Genomic DNA, 19,740 nt, shown 5'->3' with positions numbered 1-19,740 from the left:
GCGGGGACCGACCACGATACGCACCGGCGCCGGACGGGGTGAACTGGACCCCTGATCCAATAGCGTCAGCCCTCGGTCTTGAAGTGGGACGGCAGCTGGCCGGTGCCCTTCGCGTACTGGTGCGCCACGGCCCGGGTCGCCAGCAGCCGGGCCAGCTCCATGCCGACGCCCATCACCACGGCCCAGCCGACCGCCTCGGCGAGGGCGACGTCCGGCGACTCGGGGTTCGTCGGGGGCTCCTTGCCGGTGCTCTTCTTCCAGATCAGCGTGATCGTCTTCTTCGCGACGAACCCGCCCGCGAACGCCGCGGCGCCGGCCATCACCCGCCAGCCGATGTCGCCTTTATCCGCCATATTCGTCCTCCAGTCGTCTGTCGTCTCCGACGCTACCGGAACGGCCCGCCCCCGTCCGGGGAGGTGATCGCCGCGGCATCGCCGGTTATCGGCATGCGGTCGTCGCCGATGTCAATACCATTGGCCCATGACAGAGCAGCCGCGTACTCCGCATGTCCCTTCGAAGCCCTCCCTGGACGGCCTGGAGGGCAAGTGGGTACGCGCCTGGGAGGACGGGGGCGTCTACCGGTTCGACCGCACCCGCCCGCGCGCCGAGGTCTACTCGATCGACACCCCGCCGCCCACCGTGAGCGGGTCCCTCCACGTCGGCCACGTCTTCTCCTATACCCACACCGACACCGTCGCGCGGTTCCACCGCATGCGCGGTCGCGCGGTCTTCTACCCGATGGGTTGGGACGATAACGGCCTGCCGACCGAGCGGCGCGTACAGAACCATTTCGGGGTCCGGTGCGATCCGTCCCTCCCGTACGACCCCGACTTCGAGCCGCCGGCGAAACCGGTCCCGAAGCGCCAGCTGCCGATCTCGCGGCGCAACTTCATCGAACTGTGCGAACGCCTCACGGAAGTCGACGAGAAGGCGTTCGAGGAGATGTGGCGCCAGGTCGGCCTGTCGGTCGACTGGAATCACCTCTACACGACCATCGGGGACGTTTCCCGGACGGCGTCACAGCGCGCGTTCCTGCGCAACCTGGCGCGCGGCGAGGCGTACGTCTCCGAGGCGCCGACGCTGTGGGACGTCACGTTCCGCACGGCCGTCGCCCAGGCCGAGCTGGAAGACCGCGAGCAGCCCGGCGCGTTCCACCGGATCCGTTTCCACGGCGACGAGCGGCCCGTCTACATCGAGACGACGCGTCCCGAGCTGCTGCCCGCGTGCGTCGCGCTGGTCGCGCACCCCGACGACGAGCGGTATCAGGAGCTGTTCGGGGCGACCGTCCGCACGCCGCTGTTCGGCGTCCGGGTCCCGGTCGTCGCGCACCGGCTGGCCGAGCCCGACAAGGGCTCCGGCATCGCGATGATCTGCACGTTCGGCGACGTCACGGACGTCACGTGGTGGCGCGAACTGGACCTGCCCACCCGCGCGATCATCGGCTGGGACGGGCGGCTGGTCACCGAGCCGCCCGAGGGCGTCGCGGCGGAGCCGTACGCGGAGCTGGCCGGCAGGACGGTGTTCTCCGCCAAGGAGCGCGTCGTCGAGATGCTCCGCGAGTCCGGCGACCTGGACGGCGAGCCCCGCGGGATCAGCCGTCCGGTGAAGTTCTACGAGCGGGGCAGCAAGCCCCTGGAGATCGTCACGACCCGGCAGTGGTACATCCGCAACGGCGGGCGCGACGCGGATCTGCGCACCGAGATGCTCGCGCGCGGCCGCGAGCTGGAGTGGCATCCCGGCTACATGCGGGCCCGCTACGAGAACTGGGTCGAGGGTCTCAACGGCGACTGGCTGATCTCGCGGCAGCGGTTCTTCGGGGTGCCGATCCCCGTCTGGTACCCGCTGGACGACTCCGGCGAGCCGCGCTACGACGAGCCGATCGTCCCGGCGGAGGACGCGCTGCCGGTCGACCCGTCGTCCGACGTCCCGCCGGGCTTCACCGAGGACCAGCGCGGCAAGCCGGGCGGCTTCGCCGGCGACCCCGACGTGATGGACACGTGGGCCACCTCGTCGCTGACCCCGCAGATCGCGGGCGGCTGGGAGCGCGACGCCGACATGTTCGGCCGCGTGTTCCCCTACGACCTGCGCCCGCAGGGGCACGACATCATCCGGACCTGGCTGTTCTCGACGATCGTCCGCGCGCATCTGGAGCACGGCTCGCTGCCGTGGAAGGGCACCGCGCTGTCCGGCTGGATCCTCGACCCCGACCGCAAGAAGATGTCGAAGTCGAAGGGCAACGTCGTCACGCCGATCGACCTGCTGCGCGAGTACGGCTCCGACGCGGTCCGCTACTGGGCGGCGAGCGGACGCCCCGGCACCGACACCGCGTTCGACACCGGCCAGATCAAGGTCGGCCGGCGCCTCGCCATCAAGATCCTCAACGCGTCCAAGTTCGTGCTCGGCCTCGGCGAGGTCGCGGTGGACGCCTCGGTGACCGAGCCGCTCGACAGGGCGATGCTGGCGGCGCTGTCCGAGGTCGTCCGGGACGCGACCGAGGCGTACGAGGGCTACGACTACACGCGGGCCCTGGAGCGTACGGAGCGGTTCTTCTGGGAGTTCTGCGACGACTACCTGGAACTGGTCAAGGCCCGCGCGTACGGGGACGGCCCGGCGGCGCAGTCGGCGCGGGCCGCGCTGCGCACGGCGCTGTCGGTGCTGCTGCGGCTGTTCGCGCCCGTCCTGCCGTTCGTGACCGAGGAGGTCTGGTCGTGGTGGCGGCACGGGTCGGTGCACACGGCGTCCTGGCCGTCGTCCGCCGAACTTCCGGGCGGCGGCGACCCGGCCGTCCTCGCGGCGACGGGCGAGGCGCTCCGCCAGGTCCGCAAGGCGAAGTCCGAGGCCAGGGCGTCGATGCGCGCCGACGTGTCCCGCGCCGTCGTCCGGGGCGCGGAGGTGACGCACATCGCACGGCCGGATCTGGCCGCGGCGGGCCGCATCGCCGAGCTCACGCTGGAGGACGCGCCCGCCGACCTGACCGTCGACGTCGTGCTGGCGCCGACCAGCTGACGCGTCCGCCCGGCGCCCGCAGCGCCTGCCCTGCTCAGAACGTGCAGGGCAGGTGCTTGATGCCGTTGATGAAGCTGGAGAAGAGCCGGTCGGGCTCCCCGGTGGCGCGGATGTCGGGGACGCGCGTGAACAGCTCGCGGAACATCACGGTGATCTCCCGCCGGGCCAGGTTGGCGCCGAGGCAGAAGTGCGGTCCGGGGCCGCCGAACCCGACGTGCGGGTTGGGGGAGCGTGTGATGTCGAAGACGTCCGGGTTCTCGAAGACCGTCTCGTCCCGGTTGGCGGAGTTGTAGAACAGCAGGACCTTGTCGCCCTGCCGGTACTGGTGGCCGTTCATCACGTGGTCGCGGGTGAGCGTCCGGCGGAACTGGATGACCGGCGTCGACATCCGGACGATCTCCTCCACGGCGCCCGGCATGCGCGCGTCGAAGTCCTCCAGCAGCAGGGCGCGCTGCTCGGGGTTGTCGGTGAACAGCTTGAGGCCGTGCGACATCGCGTTCCGCGTCGTCTCGTTCCCGGCGACCACGAGCAGGATGAAGAAGGAGCCGATCTCCTGGTCGGTCAGCCGCTCCCCGTCCACCTCGGCCGAGATCAGTGCGGACACCAGGTCGTCGCCGGGGTTCTTGCGCCGCTTGCGGGCCAGCTTCATCGCCAGGTGGTTCAGCTCGTACCCGGCGACCATCACCTTGAGGAGCCCGTACAGCGCGCCGAGGCGGGTGATGCCGTCGCGGGAGTAGTCCCTGCCGCCGCTGAACTCGGGGTCGCCGAGGCCGAGGATGGTGTTCGTCCGGTCGTACACCATCGGCCGGACGGGCTCGGGGATGCCCATCATGTCGCAGATGACCTGGAGGGGGAGCCGCGCGGCGACGTCGCTGACGAAGTCCACCGAGCCCTTGGCGATCAGGTCGTCCACGATCCTGGTCGCGGCGGACTGGAGGTCGGCCTCCATCTTCTCCAGGAGGCGCGGGGTGAACGCCCGCGACACGATCTTGCGGATCTTGGCGTGCCGCGGGTCGTCCATGTTGATCATCGAGCCGAAGTAGCGGGCCAGGTAGCCCGGCATGTCGGCGATGCTGTTGGAGCACGGCTCGCTGCTGAAGACCTGCGGCGTGCGGCTGGCCTCGACGACGTCGGCGTGCCTGGCCAGCGCGTAGAAGCCGGGGCCCTGCTTGACGAACGGGAGCTTCAGTTCCTGGAAGAACCTTGGATGCTCCAGCTGCCGCAGTTCGGTGAACTCGGCCATCCGGCGCTCCGGCGGCAGGGCCCAGAAGGCCAGGTCCGACACGCTCGGCTTGCCGGTCTCCGGCACTGTCGTCGTCACTGCGGCACCGTCCTCGTATCCAGAATCTGGTTCGGTTTCTATCGAACCGAGACATCGGCGACGCCGTCAAGGGGAATCAGCGGGCCGCCGCGATCCCGCGCTGCAGCACGGCCCGCTCGACGGCCGTCCACGCACCGGACGTCAGCAGGTACAACCCCGCCGCGAGCGGCACGAACGCCGCGAAGACGATCGTCCCGAACGGCAGCACCCGAGCCACCGCGCCCATCGGCCCCCCGACGGCGACGCGCCGCGACGACCACACGGCCACCGAGCCCAGCAGGACGAACAGCCCGACGAACACCAGCGACGCCGGCGAGAGCAGGCCACCGCCGAGGACCCCGATCCAGTTCTGCCCCAGCGGCGCCGCGAGCAGCGTGTGCGCGAGCAGCGCGTTCTGGTGCCCCGCCACGGTCGCGGAGGCGAACAGGCGGTACATGACCATGAAGAACGGGATCTGCGCGAACATCGGCAGGCAACCGGTGACCGGCGTGATCCCCTCCGTCTCGTACAGTGCGGCCGTCTCCCGCCGCAGCCGCTCGGGGTTCTTCGCGTACTTCTCCTGCAGCGCCTGGACCTTTGGCATCATCCGGGCGCGTTTCCGCTCGCCCCTGGCCGCCGCGACGGCCAGCGGGACGAGGGCCAGCCGTACGGCCGCGGTGAAGAGCACGATCGCCAGCGCGGTGGCCGGCCCGCCGGCGACCGGCTCCAGGACGTCCGCGAGCCCCGAGACGAGGGCATGGGCGATCGAGACGGGAACATCGAACATGAGGGAACCTTCCGGAACGAGAGGAGATCGAAAGCGTCGTCTCGGCCGCACTCAGGCGGCCGCGATCTCCGTTCCGGGCGCTCTCGGACGAGGCCGTCCCGCCGCGTCCGGGTCGCGCTGCGGCAGGAACGCCGTGCGCATCGTCCGTTCCCGCAGGGTCGTCCGCACCCGCGCCAGCGCCGCCTGCCGGCCCCGCCGCGCCGCACCGAACAGCCGCCAGCACCAGCAGCCCCGCCACGGTCAGTGTGCCCAGAGTCACCAGCACCGACTGCCCCGGTGCCGTCCCCGCCCACTCGGCCACGGCGAGCCCCCGCAACAACGCGGCGACCACCAGCGACCAGAGCATGAACCGACCTTCCCGAGCGACGAACGGCCTCAGTCTCTCACCTGCCCACCCGTTTGGCCCGAGCCTCGGGGACACGGCTCTGGCGGCCCGCGAAGCGTCATAGGAGCAAGAAGGCCAGGGCGGATAGGGATACGGCGGCCGTAGTGGTCTTTAAGGCGGGCATTCGGGCGGCTATCGCCGCGTCGCGGTCTTCGTCTCGGGCCAGGTAGGTGAGGGCGGCGCTGAGAGTGCGACCTAGGGCGAAGGCTGCGCCGCTGAGGAGGGTGGTTCGCAGCGGCAGGCCGGCGAGGAGGAGGGCCAGGGCGAGGACGTAGGGAGCCGTGGCGGGGACGTAGGTGCGGACGCCGGTGCCCAGTTCGAAGCCGAATTGGAGCGTGCCCCGGCGAAGGTGGGTCTGGAGGACTTCCGGGGGGATCTGGCGGGCGTTCTGCGGGAGGGGCAGGCGGATCAGGCCGAACTCGCGGGCGGCGCCCAGGGCGGCCACGGCCAGGATGGCGGACGTCCGGGCCCAGGCCGGGAGCGGCGCGGACAGGCCGGACAGCAGCCAGATCACCGTGGCGCTCAGGGTGCCTCCGAGCAGGAGCCCGAGGGTGAAGACGGCCAGGACCTCGCCCTGCCGTACGGGAGCCCGCCAACCTGGCGAGAACAGCACGGATTCGCTGTTACGCGTTCAGACGCTGCCCGACAGGGAGAAGCCGGCGAGGGCGCCGATCGACGACCAGCACAGGACGGTGGCGTCCAGGGCGGCGGCCGCGAGCGCGAGGAGGGCGAGGGCGGAGACGGGGAGGAGCGGGTCGGCCAGGCCCCGCCGCAGCCGCCCGGCGGTCAGTTCTTGCACGCCATCGCCTTACGGCAGATGGTCTTGTACCAGTTGCCCTTCTTGGACTTCTTCCAGCCGTCGTGGCAGCGCCAGGTGACGCCTTTCTTGCAGTTGCCGCAGCTCTTGGAATAGGCCCAGAGCCACCCGTCGTAGCCGCCGTAGCACTGGTTCGGACGCAGCTTGTACCGGCCCGGGTCGGAGACGCCCGACTTGTGGAAGCCCTTGTACTTGCCGCTCGTCCGGCAGCACCAGCTGCACACGTAGCTCGGCCCGCAGCCGGGGGAGCAGTTGTGGTTGGCCGCGTAGGAGGGGCAGCGGGGATAGATGTCGTAGTAGCCGACCAGCTGGAAGCCGGAGGCGAGCGCGTCCCGGGCGGGCGGGAAGACGCCGAGGGCCTTCAGCCCGGCGGTGGCGCCGGCGGCGGCGAGGCCGGTCAGGACGCTGCGCCGCACCGGCCGGAACCTCGGCTCGTCCGGGGGGAGGGGACGCCGCCTGATGCGCCGGGCCCCGGCGGGACGCGGCCCCCGCAGCGGCGGGACGTCCTCGAGCTCGATCATCGTGCCGCCTCCAAAGTCAGGTCATGGAGGGCTTCGGGTGAGCCCACGGGCTCCGCGGCCCGCACCCGTCCGTCCGCGTCGACGAGCACGGCGAACGGGGTGGCCGGGACGCGGTAGTCGGCGAACAGGCCGTCCTGCTCGCCGGTCAGCACGGTCGCGCGGGACGGCGCTCCGCCGTCCGGCGGCGGCCCCGCGAAGATCGCGTGCAGCGGCCGGTCCAGTGCGCCGGCGGCGGCCAGCACGTCGGTGCAGACGCCGCAGTCACGGTCCAGGAAGAGCAGCAGGCCGGCTCCGAGACGGTCGAAGGCGGGCGCGGGCGTGCCCGGCGCGGGGCCGAGCCCCGCCTGCCGGGGCGCGCCCTGGCTCAGCGCGTGGACCTGCCGGACGAGCCCGGCGACGACCAGGGCGAGCAGCAGGATCGCGACCCACGACAGCAGCAGCGCGCTGTTCTGGAAGCTCATCCGGCCGTCCTCCTCTCCATGAACAGTGCGCGGGGGAGCGTCCAGAGGATCACCGCGAACCCCAGCCCCGCCGCGACGGCGATGAACATCTCGTAGGCGGTCGAACCGGCCGGAAGGCCGTGCAGCGCGCCGGCGAGGGCGAGTGCGGAGAGCGCGGCGGCCCGCCCGGCGACCCAGCCGGTCATCGGCGTGCCGTCGCCCGCGCACCCGCACGGGACGCCCTGCCTGGTGCGGGACACGTACGTCCCGTAGAGCGCGTAAAGGGCCAGCAGGACGGCCGCCGCCCCGGATACCGCCCGCATGGGCCCGTCCAGCCAGAGCAACAGCGATGCCGCGCCGCCCGCACCGGCCGCGGCCTCCGCGACGATCACCGTGGCGGCCAGGGCGCCGGCGAGCCGGCGCGGGAACACGCGGTGGGCCCGCAGCGCGGCGGCCAGCGCGCCGGGACGCCGGACCTGGCCGTACACCGAGGCCAGCAGGACGAGCGGGACCGTGACCGCGGCGATCCCGGCGAGCAGCCCGGTCACCGGATCGCCTCGACCGCCAGCCCGGCGAGCCGCCGCGGGACCTCGCGCACCCGGTCCTCCTCCGGCAGGACGGTCACCAGCAGCGACTTCAGCGCCAGCAGGAAATAGGGGCCCTGGCCCTCCACGGTGTCCTGGAACAGCTCGCCGCCAGCGACCGACGCGCCGCGCCACGACGGCAGGCGCTTGCGCGTCCGCGTGTTGAGCGGGGTGATCTCCAGGAGGCCGAGGCCCGGGATCTCCTTGACCATCTCGGCCGGTTCGGGGCGGCGGGCCCGGCCGCGCGGGACGGCGGTGACCCCGTCCTCGTGCTCGGTCAGCCGGACGGTGTCGAAGAATGCCACGGCGTCCGCGGGTCGCCCGTGGTAGAGGTGGGTGAACACCGCGTGCCGGCGTCCCTCCCACACGGCGGCGAGGACGGGGTCGCTCTGCCCGGTGTCGCGGTCGCGGGTCGCCGTCCGGCCTACCCGCAGCCGCCCGCTCTGGATGCGGAACTCCTGCTCGAAGCGGTCGACGCCGATGTCCTCGGCCCAGGCGAGGGCGTCCGCGCGGGTCCCGCCGGAGATCTCGTGGAGCCGCCCCCGGTCGGCGATCCGCGCGACGGACGTGCACGGGCGCCCGAGATCGTGGGCGCCGGTGAGGCGGACCCGTACGCCGTCCAGCGACCGGTGGGTGACCTTGCGTTCCGGTGGGCCCATGCCGCCCCCTTCCTGCGGGACGCAACCCCCACAGAAGCACCGCGGGTAACAGAAGTGACGCTACGCGTAATCCGCCTCTTCGTGGTCAAACCTTCCGGAAGTGGTCACGCCCGGGAAGGGGTAGGGTCAACTGCCGGACTCGCGCGGCGGCGGCGTTTCAGCGGCGGCCGCGCACGGCGCCGTGGATAAAGTCGGGTGGTTCTCCGGCAGGTACGCGTTGAGGGGTTCCGTGAGCAAGGTCGATGTGCTGATCCAGCGGCTGGATCCCGAGCTGCCCCTGCCCGCGTACGCGCACGCGGGCGACGCGGGCGCCGATCTCGTCGCGGCCGTGGACGTCGAGCTGCCGCCGGGCGAGCGCGCCGTCGTCCCCACGGGGATCGCGATCGCGCTGCCGGACGGCTACGCCGCTTTCGTTCACCCCCGGTCCGGGTTGGGCGCTAAGTTGGGAGTGACGATTGTCAACGCGCCCGGTACGGTCGATGCCGGCTATCGGGGTGAGATCAAGGTGACCCTGCTGAACACCGACCCCCGCGCCACGGTGAGGTTGCGGCGCGGAGACCGCATCGCGCAGATGGTCGTGCAGCGGGTGGAGCGGGCCGTGTTCCACGAGGTCACCGACCTTCCCGGGGCGGCGCGCGGAACCGGCGGATTCGGCTCCACGGGCGGATTCGGCGCCGCGCGTGCGGCCGGGAACAATGAGCACAGTCGAGAAGGAGCGTGAGTCGTGGCTTTTGGACGTCGCCGGCAGGCCGAGGAGCCCGAGAAGGGTCCCGAGGCTACCGAGGAGCCGGCGGAGACCGCCGAGGAGGCTCCCGCCGAGGCGGAGCCGGCCGAGGGCGGCCCGTGGGACTCCGAGGACTCCTTCCCCGAGCTGCAGCGGCTTGATTTCGGGTCCCTCCAGGTCCCGGTCGCGCCGGGTCTGGGCTTCCAGGTGAACTTCGAGGCCACCCAGGTGGACGAGGAGGGCAACCCGCTGGACGGCCGGCCCGTCGCCGTGCTGGTGCAGTACGAGGAGAGCGCCATGCAGCTCCAGGTGTTCGCGGCGCCGAAGCGCAGCGGCATCTGGGACGACGTGCGCCGCGAGACCGCCAAGGACATCCAGGAGGAGGCGCAGGGCCAGACCCAGGAGGGCGAGGGGCCGTTCGGTCCCGAGCTGCTGGCGATGGTCCCGGCGGCGCTGACCGAGGAGGTCCTCGCGGAGATGCCGGAGGAGGTCCGCGAGCAGATCCCGGCCGAGTTCGTCGAGCAGGGCTGGGCGCCGCAGATCATCCGCTTCCTCGGCGTGGACGGCCCCCGCTGGTTCCTGCAGGCCGTGGTACAGGGCGCCGCGATCGAGAACGAGGAGCAGTGGCAGGTCCTGGAGGACGTGCTGCGCGGCGTGGTCGTGGTCCGCGGCGACGCCCCGATGCCGCCCCGCGACCTGCTGGAGCTCCAGATCCCCAAGGAGTTCAGCGAGGCCGGTCAGGACGAGGAGGAGGCCGTGGAGACCTTCGACCCGTTCGAGCGCGGCCCCGAGATCACCGAGGTCCGCTAGCGGCGGCGGCCCGACGAGCCCGCCCGCGCCGCGCGCCTTTTCGGACGTGCGGCCGGGCGGTTTTTCGTGTCCGGCCGCACGTCCGGTCCCTTGCCCTGACCGCCCCCGCGGGTGGTCAATCGGGACATGTCGAAGAAGACGCGCAAACGCCGGGCCCGCAAGCGCAGCAAGCACAACAAGGGCAAGCGGCCCAACGCGCGCCGCTGACCGGCCGTCACCCGATCATCTCGAACGTGATCGCGTGCTCGACGCCGACGGCCCGTCCCGCCGGTTCGGCGAGGCCGGTGAGGAACTCCGCCGCGTCGAACTCCGTGCCCAGGTTCGAGAAGTACACGTGGTGGGCGAGCAGCGAGTCGATCCCGGCCCGCAGGTGACCGGTGACGTCCACGTAGTGCGCGGCCTGCGGTGATCCGCTGAACAGTGCGAACCGGACGCCCTGCCACGGTTCGAGGTCGAGGTCGCGGAACACCCACCGGTTGGCCGCGTCCCTGACCGCGTCCGCGACCGCGAGCCCGAGCACCCGGTGGTCGGCCATGTTGAACCCGCCGCCGGGGAAGGTCTCCCGGAAACTGACCGACAGCACCACCTCGGGCCGGTGCCACCGGATCGCGCCCGCGAGCGCGCGCCGCAGCGGCAGCCCGTACTCCAGCATCCCGTCCGGCAGGTCCAGGAACTCGACGGTGTCGACGCCGACCCTCCGCGCGGCCTCGGTCTGCTCGGCGCTGCGGATCCGGCGGACCTCGTCCGGGTCCATCGAGTCGATCCCGGCCTCGCCGCGGGTGGCGAGCACCTCCGTCACCGTCTTGCCCTGCCCGGCCCATTTGGCGATCGCCGTCGAACACCCGTACTCCAGGTCGTCCGGATGCGCCACGATCGCCAGCGCCCGTTCCCAGTCCTCCGGTACCGCTTCCATCCCCCCATCCTCGCCGCTCCGGGGCGGGGCGACACTTGCAGGCGGCGGAGCCACGGGTTCGGCGTGGTGACGAGGGACGGCAGCTGCGGAGGGTCCTCCGGCGATGGTGGAGTTTCACCTACCCCGATCGGAGGGCTGGACCCATCCCCGGCCGCGCCCGCCGTCCGTAACTTCGTTCCCGAGGCGCCCCGCGAGGGGGCGCGGGGCGAAGGTGAGGACCGATGTTCGGACATGTGAGGCCCGCCGAGACCAGGGAGTCCGGTGAAGCGCTCCGGCTCGACGGAGTGCGCAAGATCTACGGCGTCGAGGGCAACCGGGTGGTGGCGCTGGACGGGGTGTCGCTGTCGCTGCCGGCCGGGTCGTTCACCGCGGTGATGGGCCCGTCCGGGTCGGGGAAGAGCACGCTGCTGCAGTGCGCGGCGGGCCTGGACCGTCCCACCGAGGGGCGGGTCTTCGTGGACGGCGCCGAACTGTCCGGCGGCGGCGAGGCCGCGCTGACCAGGTTCCGGAGGGAGCGGATCGGTTTCGTGTTCCAGCAGTTCAACCTTCTCCCGACGCTGGACGTCATGCAGAACACGGTGCTGCCGCTGAAGCTCGCGGGACGCAAGGTGGACCGGGCGCTGGCGCGGGACGTCCTGGGGCGGGTGGGCCTCGGCGACCGGCTCGACCACCTGCCGGCGGAGCTCTCCGGCGGCCAGCAGCAGCGGGTCGCGATCGCGCGGGCGCTGGTCACCCGGCCCCGGGTGGTCTTCGCGGACGAGCCGACCGGCGCGCTCGACACCCGCAGCGCCCGCGCCGTGCTGGAACTGCTGCGCGGGTCGGTGCGGACGTTCGGGCAGACCGTGGTGATGGTCACCCACGACCCGGTCGCCGCGTCGTTCGCCGACTCCGTCCTGTACCTGGCGGACGGCCGGATCGTCGGCCACCAGGCCGCGCCGACGGCCGAGACCGTCGCGGAGCGGATGACGCGCCTGGCCGACGAGGTCGAGCGCCAGCGCGCGACGGCGGGGGCGTGACATGTTCGAACTGGCTCTGCGTTCGCTGCGCAGGCGCGCGAGCGCGTTCACGGCGAGCTTCCTCGCGATGTTCCTCGGCTCCACCATGATCATGGCGTTCGCCTCGATGCTGGACACGGCGGAGGGGAGCGGCGCGACCGGGGAGGACCGGGAGACGCTCACCACGATGGCGACCGTCGTCGGCGGCTGGGGGCTGCTGCTGGTGGTCTTCGCGGTCGCCTCGACGCTGACCCTGTCCGTGCGGCAGCGGGCGGCGGAGATGGCGCTGCTGAAGAGCGTCGGCGCGACCCCCGCGCAGCTCGGCCGGATGATCGTCGGCGAGGCGGCCGTCCTGGCCGTCGCGGCGGCGGCGCTCGGGATCGTCCCCGCCATCCCGGCCGGCCGGGCCCTGCTCGGGCTGCTGCACGACACCGGCCAGGTCCCCGCGGAGATCGGCTACCACTTCGGGCCGGTCGCGGTGTCGATGGGGATCGGGGTCACGCTGGTGTCCGCGGTCGCCGCCGCGCTGATCACCGCGCGCCGCGCGGTCCGCGTCCGGGTGGCGGAGTCGATGACGGCCGCCGGCACCGACGACGCGCGGACGAGCAAGAAGCGGATCGTGTTCGCCGTGGTGTTCCTGCTGCTCGCCGTGACCGAGGCCGTCGTCACCGTCACGGTGATGGACGGCAAGGGCAGCGACGCGATGGCGACGTCCGGGCAGGCCGACATCTTCGCCGGGATCGGGCTGGCGCTGCTGGCGCCGGCGATCATGCGCCGGGTGACGGCCCTCGTGGCGGGGCCGGTGCGGGCGCTCGGCGGGACGGCCGGAGACCTCGCGGCGGCCACGATGCGCCGCCGGACGGGCGCGCTCGCGTCCGCGGTCACGCCGATCATCCTGTTCGTCGCGACGGCCGTCGGCACGCTGTTCCTGCAGGCCACCGAGAACGCGGCGATGGATGCGGCCGGGCTCGTCAAGACGACCGAGCAGAAGAGCATCGAGACGCTCAACTTCGTCGTCATCGGCATGGTGGTGCTGTTCACCGCGATCATGCTGGTCAACACGCTGATCGCGGCGACCGCGCACCGGCGCCGCGAGTTCGGCCAGACCCGGCTCGCCGGCGCCACCCCGGGGCAGGTGCTCGGCGCGGTGGCGGTGGAGTCGGCGGTGCTGACCGTCACCGGCGTGCTCGTCGGAACGGTCGCGTCGGTCTTCACGATCGTGCCGTTCGGGCTCGCCCGGCGCGACTCGCTCGTCCCCGACGGCGACGTCCGGACCTACCTCGCGGTCGCCGCGCTCGCCGCCGTCCTGACCGGCGTGACGGCCTACGGGGCGACCCGCCGCACGATCCGCGTCCCGGCCGTGGAGGCCGCGCTCCGCTGATCGCGGCCACCGGTGAGCGCTCATCCGGCCCGGATGAGCGCTCACCGGCCGTCCCACCTGGGCATGGCCCGGGGACCGCGCGGAGGGAACTGCGCGGGGGAGCCGCGGGACGGGCCGGCCGTCCCGGAACGCCTACGGGACCGAGGGGGTCGATTCGTCCGTTGATGTCATACGCTTCGAGGTATGGACGAGGTTTCGGCCGGCACGCCCCCCCACACGGACCCCGGGGGACGCGGGAACGGCAAGGGCGGCCTGCGGCGCATGCTGCGGCGCATGGCGGCCGGAAGGGCCGAGCTCGAGGCCGAGGAACTGCAGAAGACCACCGGTGACGAGGGCGCGACGCCGATCACCGACTGCGCCGCGCGCAAGCGGCACTGCGTGGCGGGTACGCTACGTACCGTGACGCTGCGTCCGCGGGGCGGCGCGCCCGCGCTGGAGGCCGAGCTCTACGACGGCACCGACGTGATCAACCTGGTCTGGCTCGGCCGCCGTAAGATCGCCGGCATCGACCCGGGGCGCCGGCTGCGCGCCGAGGGGCTGGTCAGCGTGCAGGACGGGCGCAAGGTGATGTTCAATCCGCGGTACGAGCTGCGCGGCGGTTCGTGAGCAGGCCCCCGGGCGCCGGGAGAGCAGATGGGCGAAGTGACAGCGTGAGCGAGACGACAGCGGGCACCGAGCGGGAGACCGCCGCCCACGACACCGTCGAGGCGGCCGTCCGCGCCCAGCTCACCAAGGCGCTCGGCGGCGTCCGCGGCATGCTGGAGGCCGCCGTCCCCACGATCGCCTTCACCGCCACCTACGTCGCGGCGAAGGACGTCAAGGTCGCCGTCGCGGCCGGCGTCGGCGCGGCGCTGGTGCTGCTGATCGTGCGGCTCGCGCAGCGCTCCAACCCGCAGTTCGTGCTGAACAGCCTCGTCGGCATCGCGATCGCGGCGTTCTTCGCGCTGCGCTCCGGCAAGGCCGAGAACGCCTTCCTGCCCGGCATCCTGCTCAACGCCGGCTACGGCGTCGCGATGATCTTCTCGATCGTGGTGCGCTGGCCGGTCGTCGGCTTCATCATCGGCTCGGTCACCGGCGACCCGACCGCGTGGCGCGCCGACCCCGGCATCGTGCGGCTGTGCTCCCGGCTCACCTGGCTGCTGGTGCTGCCGTGCGTGGTGCGCGTCGCCGTCCAGTACCCGATCTACCTCGCCGACGGCGACCAGAGCGGCCTGCTCGGCCCCGCCAAGATCGTGATGGGCTGGCCGCTCCAGGTCGCCGCGCTGGCGGCGATGGTGTGGCTGCTCACCCGGGGCCGCACCCCCATCGAACGCGAAGAACCCGCCTGACCGTCCGGCCAGGCGGGCTCCCCCCGCGCCTAGGGGGACGTCGCCGCTAGCGTCCGCCCAGCAGCGTCGCGAGCTCGTCCTCCACGTCTTGGCTGGCCACGAACATCAGCTCGTCGCCCGGCTCCAGGGTGTCGTCGGACGAGGGGACCAGCACCCGCCCCTCCCGCAGGATCGCCACCAGCGCGGTGTCGCGCGGCCAGTCCACCGACCCGACCCGCTGCCCGCCGAGCGGCGCGTCCTCGGGCAGCGTCAGCTCGACCAGGTTCGCCTCGCCCTGCCGGAACGTCATCAGCCGGACGAGGTCGCCGACGCTGACCGCCTCCTCGACGAGCGCCGACAGCAGCCGCGGCGTCGACACGGCCACGTCCACCCCCCACGACTCGTTGAACAGCCACTCGTTGTTCGGGTGGTTGATCCGCGCGACCACGCGCGGCACCCCGTACTCGGTCTTGGCCAGCAGCGACACCACCAGGTTGACCTTGTCGTCGCCGGACGAGGCGACCACGACCTGGCAGCGCTCCAGCGCCGCGTCGTCCAGCGCCGATATCTCGCACGCGTCGGCGAGCAGCCACTCCGCGCGCGGCACCATCTCGACCTTGATGGCCTTCGGGCTCTTGTCGATCAGGAGCACCTCGTGCCCGTTCTCCAGCAGCTCCTGGGCGATGGAGCGGCCCACCGCGCCCGCCCCGGCGATCGCGACCCGCATCAGGAGTCCTCCCCGTTCCGCGCCGCGACGGCGGCGTTGACACGCTCCAGATCGTCGGCGTTCGCCATGATGTGCACGATGTCGCCGTCCTGGATCACCGTGTCCCGCTCGGGGACGAGGGCCTCGCCCATCCGCGACAGGAACGCGACCCGGGTGTTCGCGTGCTCCTCCAGGGCGCCGACCTTCGCGCCGACCCACAGGTGCCCGGAGTCGAGCTCGGCGAGGACGACCGCGCCGGTCGGGTCCCGCCACAGCGGCTCGGCGCCCTCCGGCAGCAGCCGGCGCAGGATCTGGTCGGCCGTCCACCGGACTGTCGCGACCGTCGGGATGCCGAGGCGCTGGTAGACCTCGGCCCGGCGCGGGTCGTAGATCCGGGCCACCACGTTGTCGACGCCGAACGTCTCGCGCGCCACCCGGGCGGAGATGATGTTGGAGTTGTCGCCGCTGCTGACGGCCACGAACGCGGACGCGCGCTCGATGCCCGCCTCGGCTATCACATCGCGGTCGAACCCGAACCCGGTGATGCGACGGCCTCGGAACCCGCTGCGCAGCCGGCGGAAGGCCTCCGGGCTCTGGTCGATGATGGCCACAGAATGGCCCTTGTCCTCCAGGATGTGGGCGAGCGTCGAACCGACCCGCCCGCATCCCATGATCACGATATGCACGGCCGTTCCCTTTTCCGTCCAGGGGGACGCTCCCCCGGTACCCCCCGTCGCCGTGCACGGCATCCGTTCGCTGCGCCGCCGGCGCCGTGCCGTACCCGAGGACCCTTTTCCGTCAATGAACCCTGCCGGGCTGCAAACCTACACATCCCCCCAGACGAGTACTACCCAACCGGCCCCCGGAGGGCGGCACCGCGGGAAGTGACATGGGCGGCGGGGCGGGAAGTGACATGGGCGGCGGGGCGGGAAGTGACATGGGCGGCGGGGCGGGAAGTGACATGGGCGGCGGGGCGGGAAGTGACAGGGCGGGAAACCGTGTCATCCCCGGCGGCTAGGCTCTCGTTTCGTGTCAAAGGTTCCGGACCTGACGAAGCGGCTCCTGCTGGGCCGCGCGCTGAGCAGCGCCCAGCAGCACGAGCAGTTGCTGAAGAAGCGGATCGCGCTGCCGGTCTTCGCCAGCGACGCGCTGTCCTCGGTGGCCTACGCCCCCCAGGAGATCCTGCTCGCGCTCGGCGCGGGCGGCCTCGTGATGTACCACTACACCCCCTGGGTGGCCGCGGCCGTGGTGGTGATCCTGCTCACCGTGGTCGCGTCCTACCGGCAGAACGTCCGGGCCTACCAGAGCGGCGGCGGCGACTTCGAGGTCGCCACCACCAACCTCGGCGGCAACTGGGGCGTCGTCGTGGCGAGCGCGCTGCTGGTCGACTACGTCCTCACCGTGGCGGTGTCGGTGTCGTCCGGCGTGGAGAACCTCGGCGCGCTGCTGAAGTTCATGCAGCCGCACGAGGTCGGCGTCGCCATTGGCATGGTCGTCGTGCTCACCCTCGCGAACCTGCGCGGCCTCAAGGAGGCGGGCGTCGCCTTCGCGATCCCCACCTACCTGTTCATGTTCGCGGTCTTCAGCATGCTGGGCTGGGGCCTGGTCAGGCTGGTCGCGGGCACCGACCTGCAGGCCGAGACCGCGCACTTCGAGGTCCGCGGAGACGAGACCGACCTCGCCGGGTTCGCCCTGGTCTTCCTGCTGCTGCGGGCGTTCTCGTCCGGCTGTGCCGCGCTGACCGGGGTCGAGGCGATCAGCAACGGGGTGCCCGCGTTCCGCAAGCCCAAGGGCGAGAACGCCGCCAAGACCCTGCTGGCGCTCGGGCTCGTCGCGATGACGCTGTTCGGCGGAGTGACCGCCTTCGCCTACATCACCGAAGCCAAGTTCGCCGAGCCCGACCAGGGCAGCCACCTGATCGACCCGTCCACCGGCAAGGCCGTCACCGACGCCGACCCGGTGATCGCGCAGGTGGCGCACACCGTGTTCAGCAACTTCACCCCCGGCTTCGCGCTGGTCACCGCGATGACCGCGCTGATCCTTTTCCTCGCCGCCAACACCGCGTTCAACGGGTTCCCGGTGCTCGGGTCGGTGCTCGCGCAGAACCGCTACCTGCCGCGCCAGCTGCACACCCGCGGCGACCGGCTCGCCTACAGCAACGGCATCATCATCCTCGCCACGATGGCCGGGCTGCTGATCTACGCCTACGACGCGTCCGTCAGCCGGCTGATCCCGCTCTACACCGTCGGCGTCTTCGTGTCCTTCACCGTCAGCCAGGTCGGCATGGTCCGGCACTGGAACCGGCTGCTCGCCACCGAGCAGGACGCGGCGCAGCGCCGCCGGATGAAGACCTCCCGCGGCATCAACGCGTTCGGCGCCACGCTCACCGGCATCGTCCTCATCGTGGTGCTGATCACCAAGTTCGCGCTCGGCGCCTACATCGTGTGCATCGCGATGCCGCTGCTGTACCTGCTGATGAAGGCCATCCGGCGGCACTACGACCGGGTCTCCGCGGAGCTCGTGCCCTCCGGCGAGGACGTCGCGCTGCCCGCCCGCAACCACGGCATCGTGCTCGTCTCCAAGATCCACAAGCCGACGCTGCGGGCGCTCGCCTACGCCCGCGCCACCCGCCCGTCCACGCTGGAGGCGGTGACCGTCGCGGTGGACGCCGAGGAGTCCCGGCGTCTCCAGGACGAGTGGGACGCCCTCGACATCCCCGTCCCGCTGAAGATCCTCGACTCGCCGTACCGGGAGATCACCCGGCCCGTCCTCGCCTACGTCAAGAACGTCCGGCGGCGCAGCCCCCGCGACGTCGTCACCGTGTTCATCCCCGAGTACGTCGTCGGCCACTGGTGGGAGCAGCTGCTGCACAACCAGAGCGCGCTGCGGCTGAAGGGGCGGCTGCTGTTCCAGCCGGGCGTCATGGTGACGAGCGTCGCCTGGCAGCTCCAGTCGTCCGACCGGCTGAAGGGGCGGGTCGAGCCGCCCGGCCCCGGCTCGTCCCGGCGTCCGCCGCGGACCGGGCCGCGCTCGGGTGGCGGTAGTGTTTCGGATCGTGACTGAACTCGAACCCGACGTCCTCGAACTGGAGGTCGGCAACGTCGCCAACGGCGGTTTCTGCGTCGCCCGTCACGAGGGCCGCGTGGTCTTCGTCCGGCACGCCCTGCCGGGCGAACGGGTGAGAGCCCGCGTCACCGATCGGACCAAGAACTTCCTCCGCGCCGACGCCGTGGAGATCATCGAGGCGTCCCCGGACCGCGTGCCGGCCCCCTGCCCGTTCGCCGGGCCCGGACGCTGCGGCGGCTGCGACTGGCAGCACGCCTCGCTGCCCGCCCAGCGAAAGCTCAAGGCGGCCGTGGTGGAGGAGCAGCTCCAGCGCCTCGCCGGGATCACCCGCACGGTGACCGTCGAGGAGGTCCCCTACCCGGTCGACTCCGAGGTGACGCCGCCGCCCGGCCTCGGCTGGCGCACCCGCGTCCAGTTCTCCGTCGCGTCCGGCGCCGTCGGGCTGCGGAGGCACCGCTCCCACGACATCGAGCCCGTCGACGAATGCCTGATCGCCCACCCGGGCGTGGAGCTGATGGGCATCGAGCGCAAGCGCTGGCCGGGCGCGTCCGGCGTCGAGGGCATCGTCTCCGCCACCACCGGTGACCGCCTCGTCGTCCTGCGCGGCCGCGACCGCCGCAAGATCCGGGTGCCGCGGCTGGACGTGCCGGTCCGGCTCGTCCGCGGCAAGCCGGAGCCGGGCGCCGGCCTGCCGTACGTCCGCGAAGAGGTGTCCGGGCGGCTGTTCCAGGTCAGCGGCAGCGGTTTCTGGCAGGTCCACCCGGGCGCCGCGCAGCTCCTCGCCGACGCGGTGCTGGACGCCCTTGAGCCGAAGCCCGGCGACATCGCCCTCGACCTGTACTGCGGCGTCGGCCTGTTCACCGGCGTCCTCGCCGACCGGATCGGCCCGGAGGGCCTCGTCGTCGGCGTCGAGTCGGACGGCCAGGCCGTCCGGGACGCCCGCTACAACCTGCGCGATCTGCCGAACGTGTCGATCGAGCGCGGCCCGGTCGAGGAGGTGGTCGCCGACCTGGAGTTCGGCCGCGCGTCCAGCTCGTCCCGCACGCAGAACAAGCGCGGCACCGGCCACCACGGCGGCTCCCGCGTCCGCCGCGCCGACGTCGTCGTCCTCGACCCGCCCCGCACCGGCGCCGGCCGGGAGGTCGTCGAGCACATCACCCGCCTCGCCGACCGCAAGATCGCCTACGTGTCCTGCGACCCGGCGACCCTGGCCCGTGACCTCGCCTACTTCGGCGAGCGCGGCTGGACCCTGGAGACCTTCCGGGCATTCGACGCATTCCCGATGACCCAGCATGTGGAGTGCCTGGCGACCCTGGTCCGCGGCTGAAAACCGGTTGCG

At 72.2% G+C, this 19,740-nt stretch carries 23 protein-coding genes; 10 read left to right on the top strand and 13 right to left on the bottom strand.

Annotated features, from left to right (window positions below):
- Positions 1-65 precede the first annotated feature (65 nt).
- The gene (locus SM418_RS05150) at positions 66-353 is read right to left on the bottom strand and encodes a DUF4235 domain-containing protein (RefSeq protein ID WP_371939397.1); all 288 of its coding nucleotides are present in this window, start codon (positions 351-353) and stop codon (positions 66-68) included.
- 127 nt (positions 354-480) lie between these two features.
- On the opposite strand from SM418_RS05150, the gene valS reads away from it, so the two are divergent.
- Complete coding sequence (gene valS, locus SM418_RS05145; RefSeq protein ID WP_371939396.1) at positions 481-3,006, top strand: valine--tRNA ligase; 2,526 nt, start codon at positions 481-483, stop codon at positions 3,004-3,006.
- 34 nt (positions 3,007-3,040) lie between these two features.
- Here the strand turns inward: valS and SM418_RS05140 are convergent, their stop codons facing one another.
- The 9 genes from SM418_RS05140 to SM418_RS05100 form a co-directional block, all read right to left on the bottom strand.
- A complete protein-coding gene (locus tag SM418_RS05140; RefSeq protein WP_371939395.1) occupies positions 3,041-4,327 on the bottom strand; it encodes a cytochrome P450 in 1,287 nt (428 codons plus the stop codon).
- 76 nt (positions 4,328-4,403) lie between these two features.
- Complete coding sequence (locus SM418_RS05135; protein WP_371939394.1) at positions 4,404-5,093, bottom strand: YidC/Oxa1 family membrane protein insertase; 690 nt, start codon at positions 5,091-5,093, stop codon at positions 4,404-4,406.
- 51 nt (positions 5,094-5,144) lie between these two features.
- The gene (locus SM418_RS05130) at positions 5,145-5,261 is read right to left on the bottom strand and encodes a DUF6412 domain-containing protein (protein WP_371966045.1); all 117 of its coding nucleotides are present in this window, start codon (positions 5,259-5,261) and stop codon (positions 5,145-5,147) included.
- Between the two features lie 275 nt (positions 5,262-5,536).
- A complete protein-coding gene (locus SM418_RS05125; protein WP_371939392.1) occupies positions 5,537-6,091 on the bottom strand; it encodes a hypothetical protein in 555 nt (184 codons plus the stop codon).
- A gap of 18 nt (positions 6,092-6,109) precedes the next feature.
- Positions 6,110-6,277 (bottom strand): hypothetical protein, encoded by a 168-nt coding sequence (locus tag SM418_RS05120; protein WP_371939391.1) that lies wholly within the window; start codon positions 6,275-6,277, stop codon positions 6,110-6,112.
- The gene (locus SM418_RS05115; protein WP_371939390.1) at positions 6,265-6,816 is read right to left on the bottom strand and encodes a hypothetical protein; all 552 of its coding nucleotides are present in this window, start codon (positions 6,814-6,816) and stop codon (positions 6,265-6,267) included. The genes SM418_RS05120 and SM418_RS05115 overlap by 13 nt, the downstream gene beginning before the upstream one ends.
- Positions 6,813-7,277, bottom strand: coding sequence for a hypothetical protein (locus SM418_RS05110; protein WP_371939388.1), 465 nt, complete (start codon positions 7,275-7,277; stop codon positions 6,813-6,815). The genes SM418_RS05115 and SM418_RS05110 overlap by 4 nt, the downstream gene beginning before the upstream one ends.
- Positions 7,274-7,804: a MauE/DoxX family redox-associated membrane protein gene (locus tag SM418_RS05105; protein WP_371939387.1), complete on the bottom strand. Its 531-nt coding sequence runs from the start codon at positions 7,802-7,804 to the stop codon at positions 7,274-7,276. The genes SM418_RS05110 and SM418_RS05105 overlap by 4 nt, the downstream gene beginning before the upstream one ends.
- Positions 7,801-8,499 carry a hypothetical protein gene (locus tag SM418_RS05100; RefSeq protein WP_371939386.1) on the bottom strand — a complete coding sequence of 233 codons (699 nt, stop codon included), beginning with the start codon at positions 8,497-8,499 and terminating at the stop codon, positions 7,801-7,803. Before SM418_RS05100 ends, SM418_RS05105 begins: the two co-directional genes overlap by 4 nt.
- A 229-nt stretch (positions 8,500-8,728) precedes the next feature.
- Here SM418_RS05100 and dut point away from each other — a divergent pair, with 229 nt between their 5' ends.
- The 3 genes from dut (at position 8,729) to SM418_RS05085 (ending at position 10,240) form a co-directional block, all read left to right on the top strand.
- Complete coding sequence (gene dut / locus SM418_RS05095) at positions 8,729-9,220, top strand: dUTP diphosphatase (RefSeq protein ID WP_371939385.1); 492 nt, start codon at positions 8,729-8,731, stop codon at positions 9,218-9,220.
- Between the two features lie 3 nt (positions 9,221-9,223).
- Complete coding sequence (locus SM418_RS05090) at positions 9,224-10,033, top strand: DUF3710 domain-containing protein (RefSeq protein WP_371939384.1); 810 nt, start codon at positions 9,224-9,226, stop codon at positions 10,031-10,033.
- A gap of 111 nt (positions 10,034-10,144) precedes the next feature.
- Positions 10,145-10,240 carry a 50S ribosomal protein L37 gene (locus SM418_RS05085; RefSeq protein ID WP_371939383.1) on the top strand — a complete coding sequence of 32 codons (96 nt, stop codon included), beginning with the start codon at positions 10,145-10,147 and terminating at the stop codon, positions 10,238-10,240.
- Between the two features lie 7 nt (positions 10,241-10,247).
- Here the strand turns inward: SM418_RS05085 and SM418_RS05080 are convergent, their stop codons facing one another.
- Positions 10,248-10,946 carry a PIG-L deacetylase family protein gene (locus SM418_RS05080; protein ID WP_371939382.1) on the bottom strand — a complete coding sequence of 233 codons (699 nt, stop codon included), beginning with the start codon at positions 10,944-10,946 and terminating at the stop codon, positions 10,248-10,250.
- Between the two features lie 221 nt (positions 10,947-11,167).
- Between SM418_RS05080 and SM418_RS05075 the strand changes: the two genes are divergently transcribed.
- The 4 genes from SM418_RS05075 (at position 11,168) to SM418_RS05060 (ending at position 14,650) form a co-directional block, all read left to right on the top strand.
- Positions 11,168-11,962 (top strand): ABC transporter ATP-binding protein, encoded by a 795-nt coding sequence (locus SM418_RS05075; protein ID WP_371939381.1) that lies wholly within the window; start codon positions 11,168-11,170, stop codon positions 11,960-11,962.
- A gap of 1 nt (position 11,963) precedes the next feature.
- Complete coding sequence (locus tag SM418_RS05070; RefSeq protein WP_371939380.1) at positions 11,964-13,322, top strand: FtsX-like permease family protein; 1,359 nt, start codon at positions 11,964-11,966, stop codon at positions 13,320-13,322.
- A 183-nt stretch (positions 13,323-13,505) separates the two neighbouring features.
- The gene (locus tag SM418_RS05065; RefSeq protein WP_443098357.1) at positions 13,506-13,928 is read left to right on the top strand and encodes an OB-fold nucleic acid binding domain-containing protein; all 423 of its coding nucleotides are present in this window, start codon (positions 13,506-13,508) and stop codon (positions 13,926-13,928) included.
- Between the two features lie 44 nt (positions 13,929-13,972).
- Positions 13,973-14,650: a DUF3159 domain-containing protein gene (locus SM418_RS05060; RefSeq protein WP_371939379.1), complete on the top strand. Its 678-nt coding sequence runs from the start codon at positions 13,973-13,975 to the stop codon at positions 14,648-14,650.
- 46 nt (positions 14,651-14,696) lie between these two features.
- On the opposite strand, the gene SM418_RS05055 is transcribed toward SM418_RS05060, so the two are convergent.
- Both SM418_RS05055 and SM418_RS05050 read right to left on the bottom strand, forming a co-directional pair.
- Positions 14,697-15,356 (bottom strand): potassium channel family protein, encoded by a 660-nt coding sequence (locus SM418_RS05055; protein WP_371939378.1) that lies wholly within the window; start codon positions 15,354-15,356, stop codon positions 14,697-14,699.
- Positions 15,356-16,021 (bottom strand): potassium channel family protein, encoded by a 666-nt coding sequence (locus SM418_RS05050; protein WP_371939377.1) that lies wholly within the window; start codon positions 16,019-16,021, stop codon positions 15,356-15,358. The genes SM418_RS05055 and SM418_RS05050 overlap by 1 nt, the downstream gene beginning before the upstream one ends.
- A gap of 343 nt (positions 16,022-16,364) precedes the next feature.
- Between SM418_RS05050 and SM418_RS05045 the strand changes: the two genes are divergently transcribed.
- Complete coding sequence (locus SM418_RS05045; protein WP_371939376.1) at positions 16,365-18,398, top strand: APC family permease; 2,034 nt, start codon at positions 16,365-16,367, stop codon at positions 18,396-18,398.
- On the top strand, positions 18,391-19,728 hold the full coding sequence (locus SM418_RS05040; protein WP_371939375.1) for a class I SAM-dependent RNA methyltransferase: 1,338 nt from the start codon (positions 18,391-18,393) through the stop codon (positions 19,726-19,728). The genes SM418_RS05045 and SM418_RS05040 overlap by 8 nt, the downstream gene beginning before the upstream one ends.
- Positions 19,729-19,740: the final 12 nt, after the last annotated feature.

Source organism: Actinomadura chokoriensis, assembly GCF_041463665.1.
GTDB classification, from domain to species: Bacteria; Actinomycetota; Actinomycetes; order Streptosporangiales; family Streptosporangiaceae; genus Spirillospora; species Spirillospora chokoriensis_A.
This window is presented reverse-complemented; position numbering and strand designations above follow the sequence as displayed.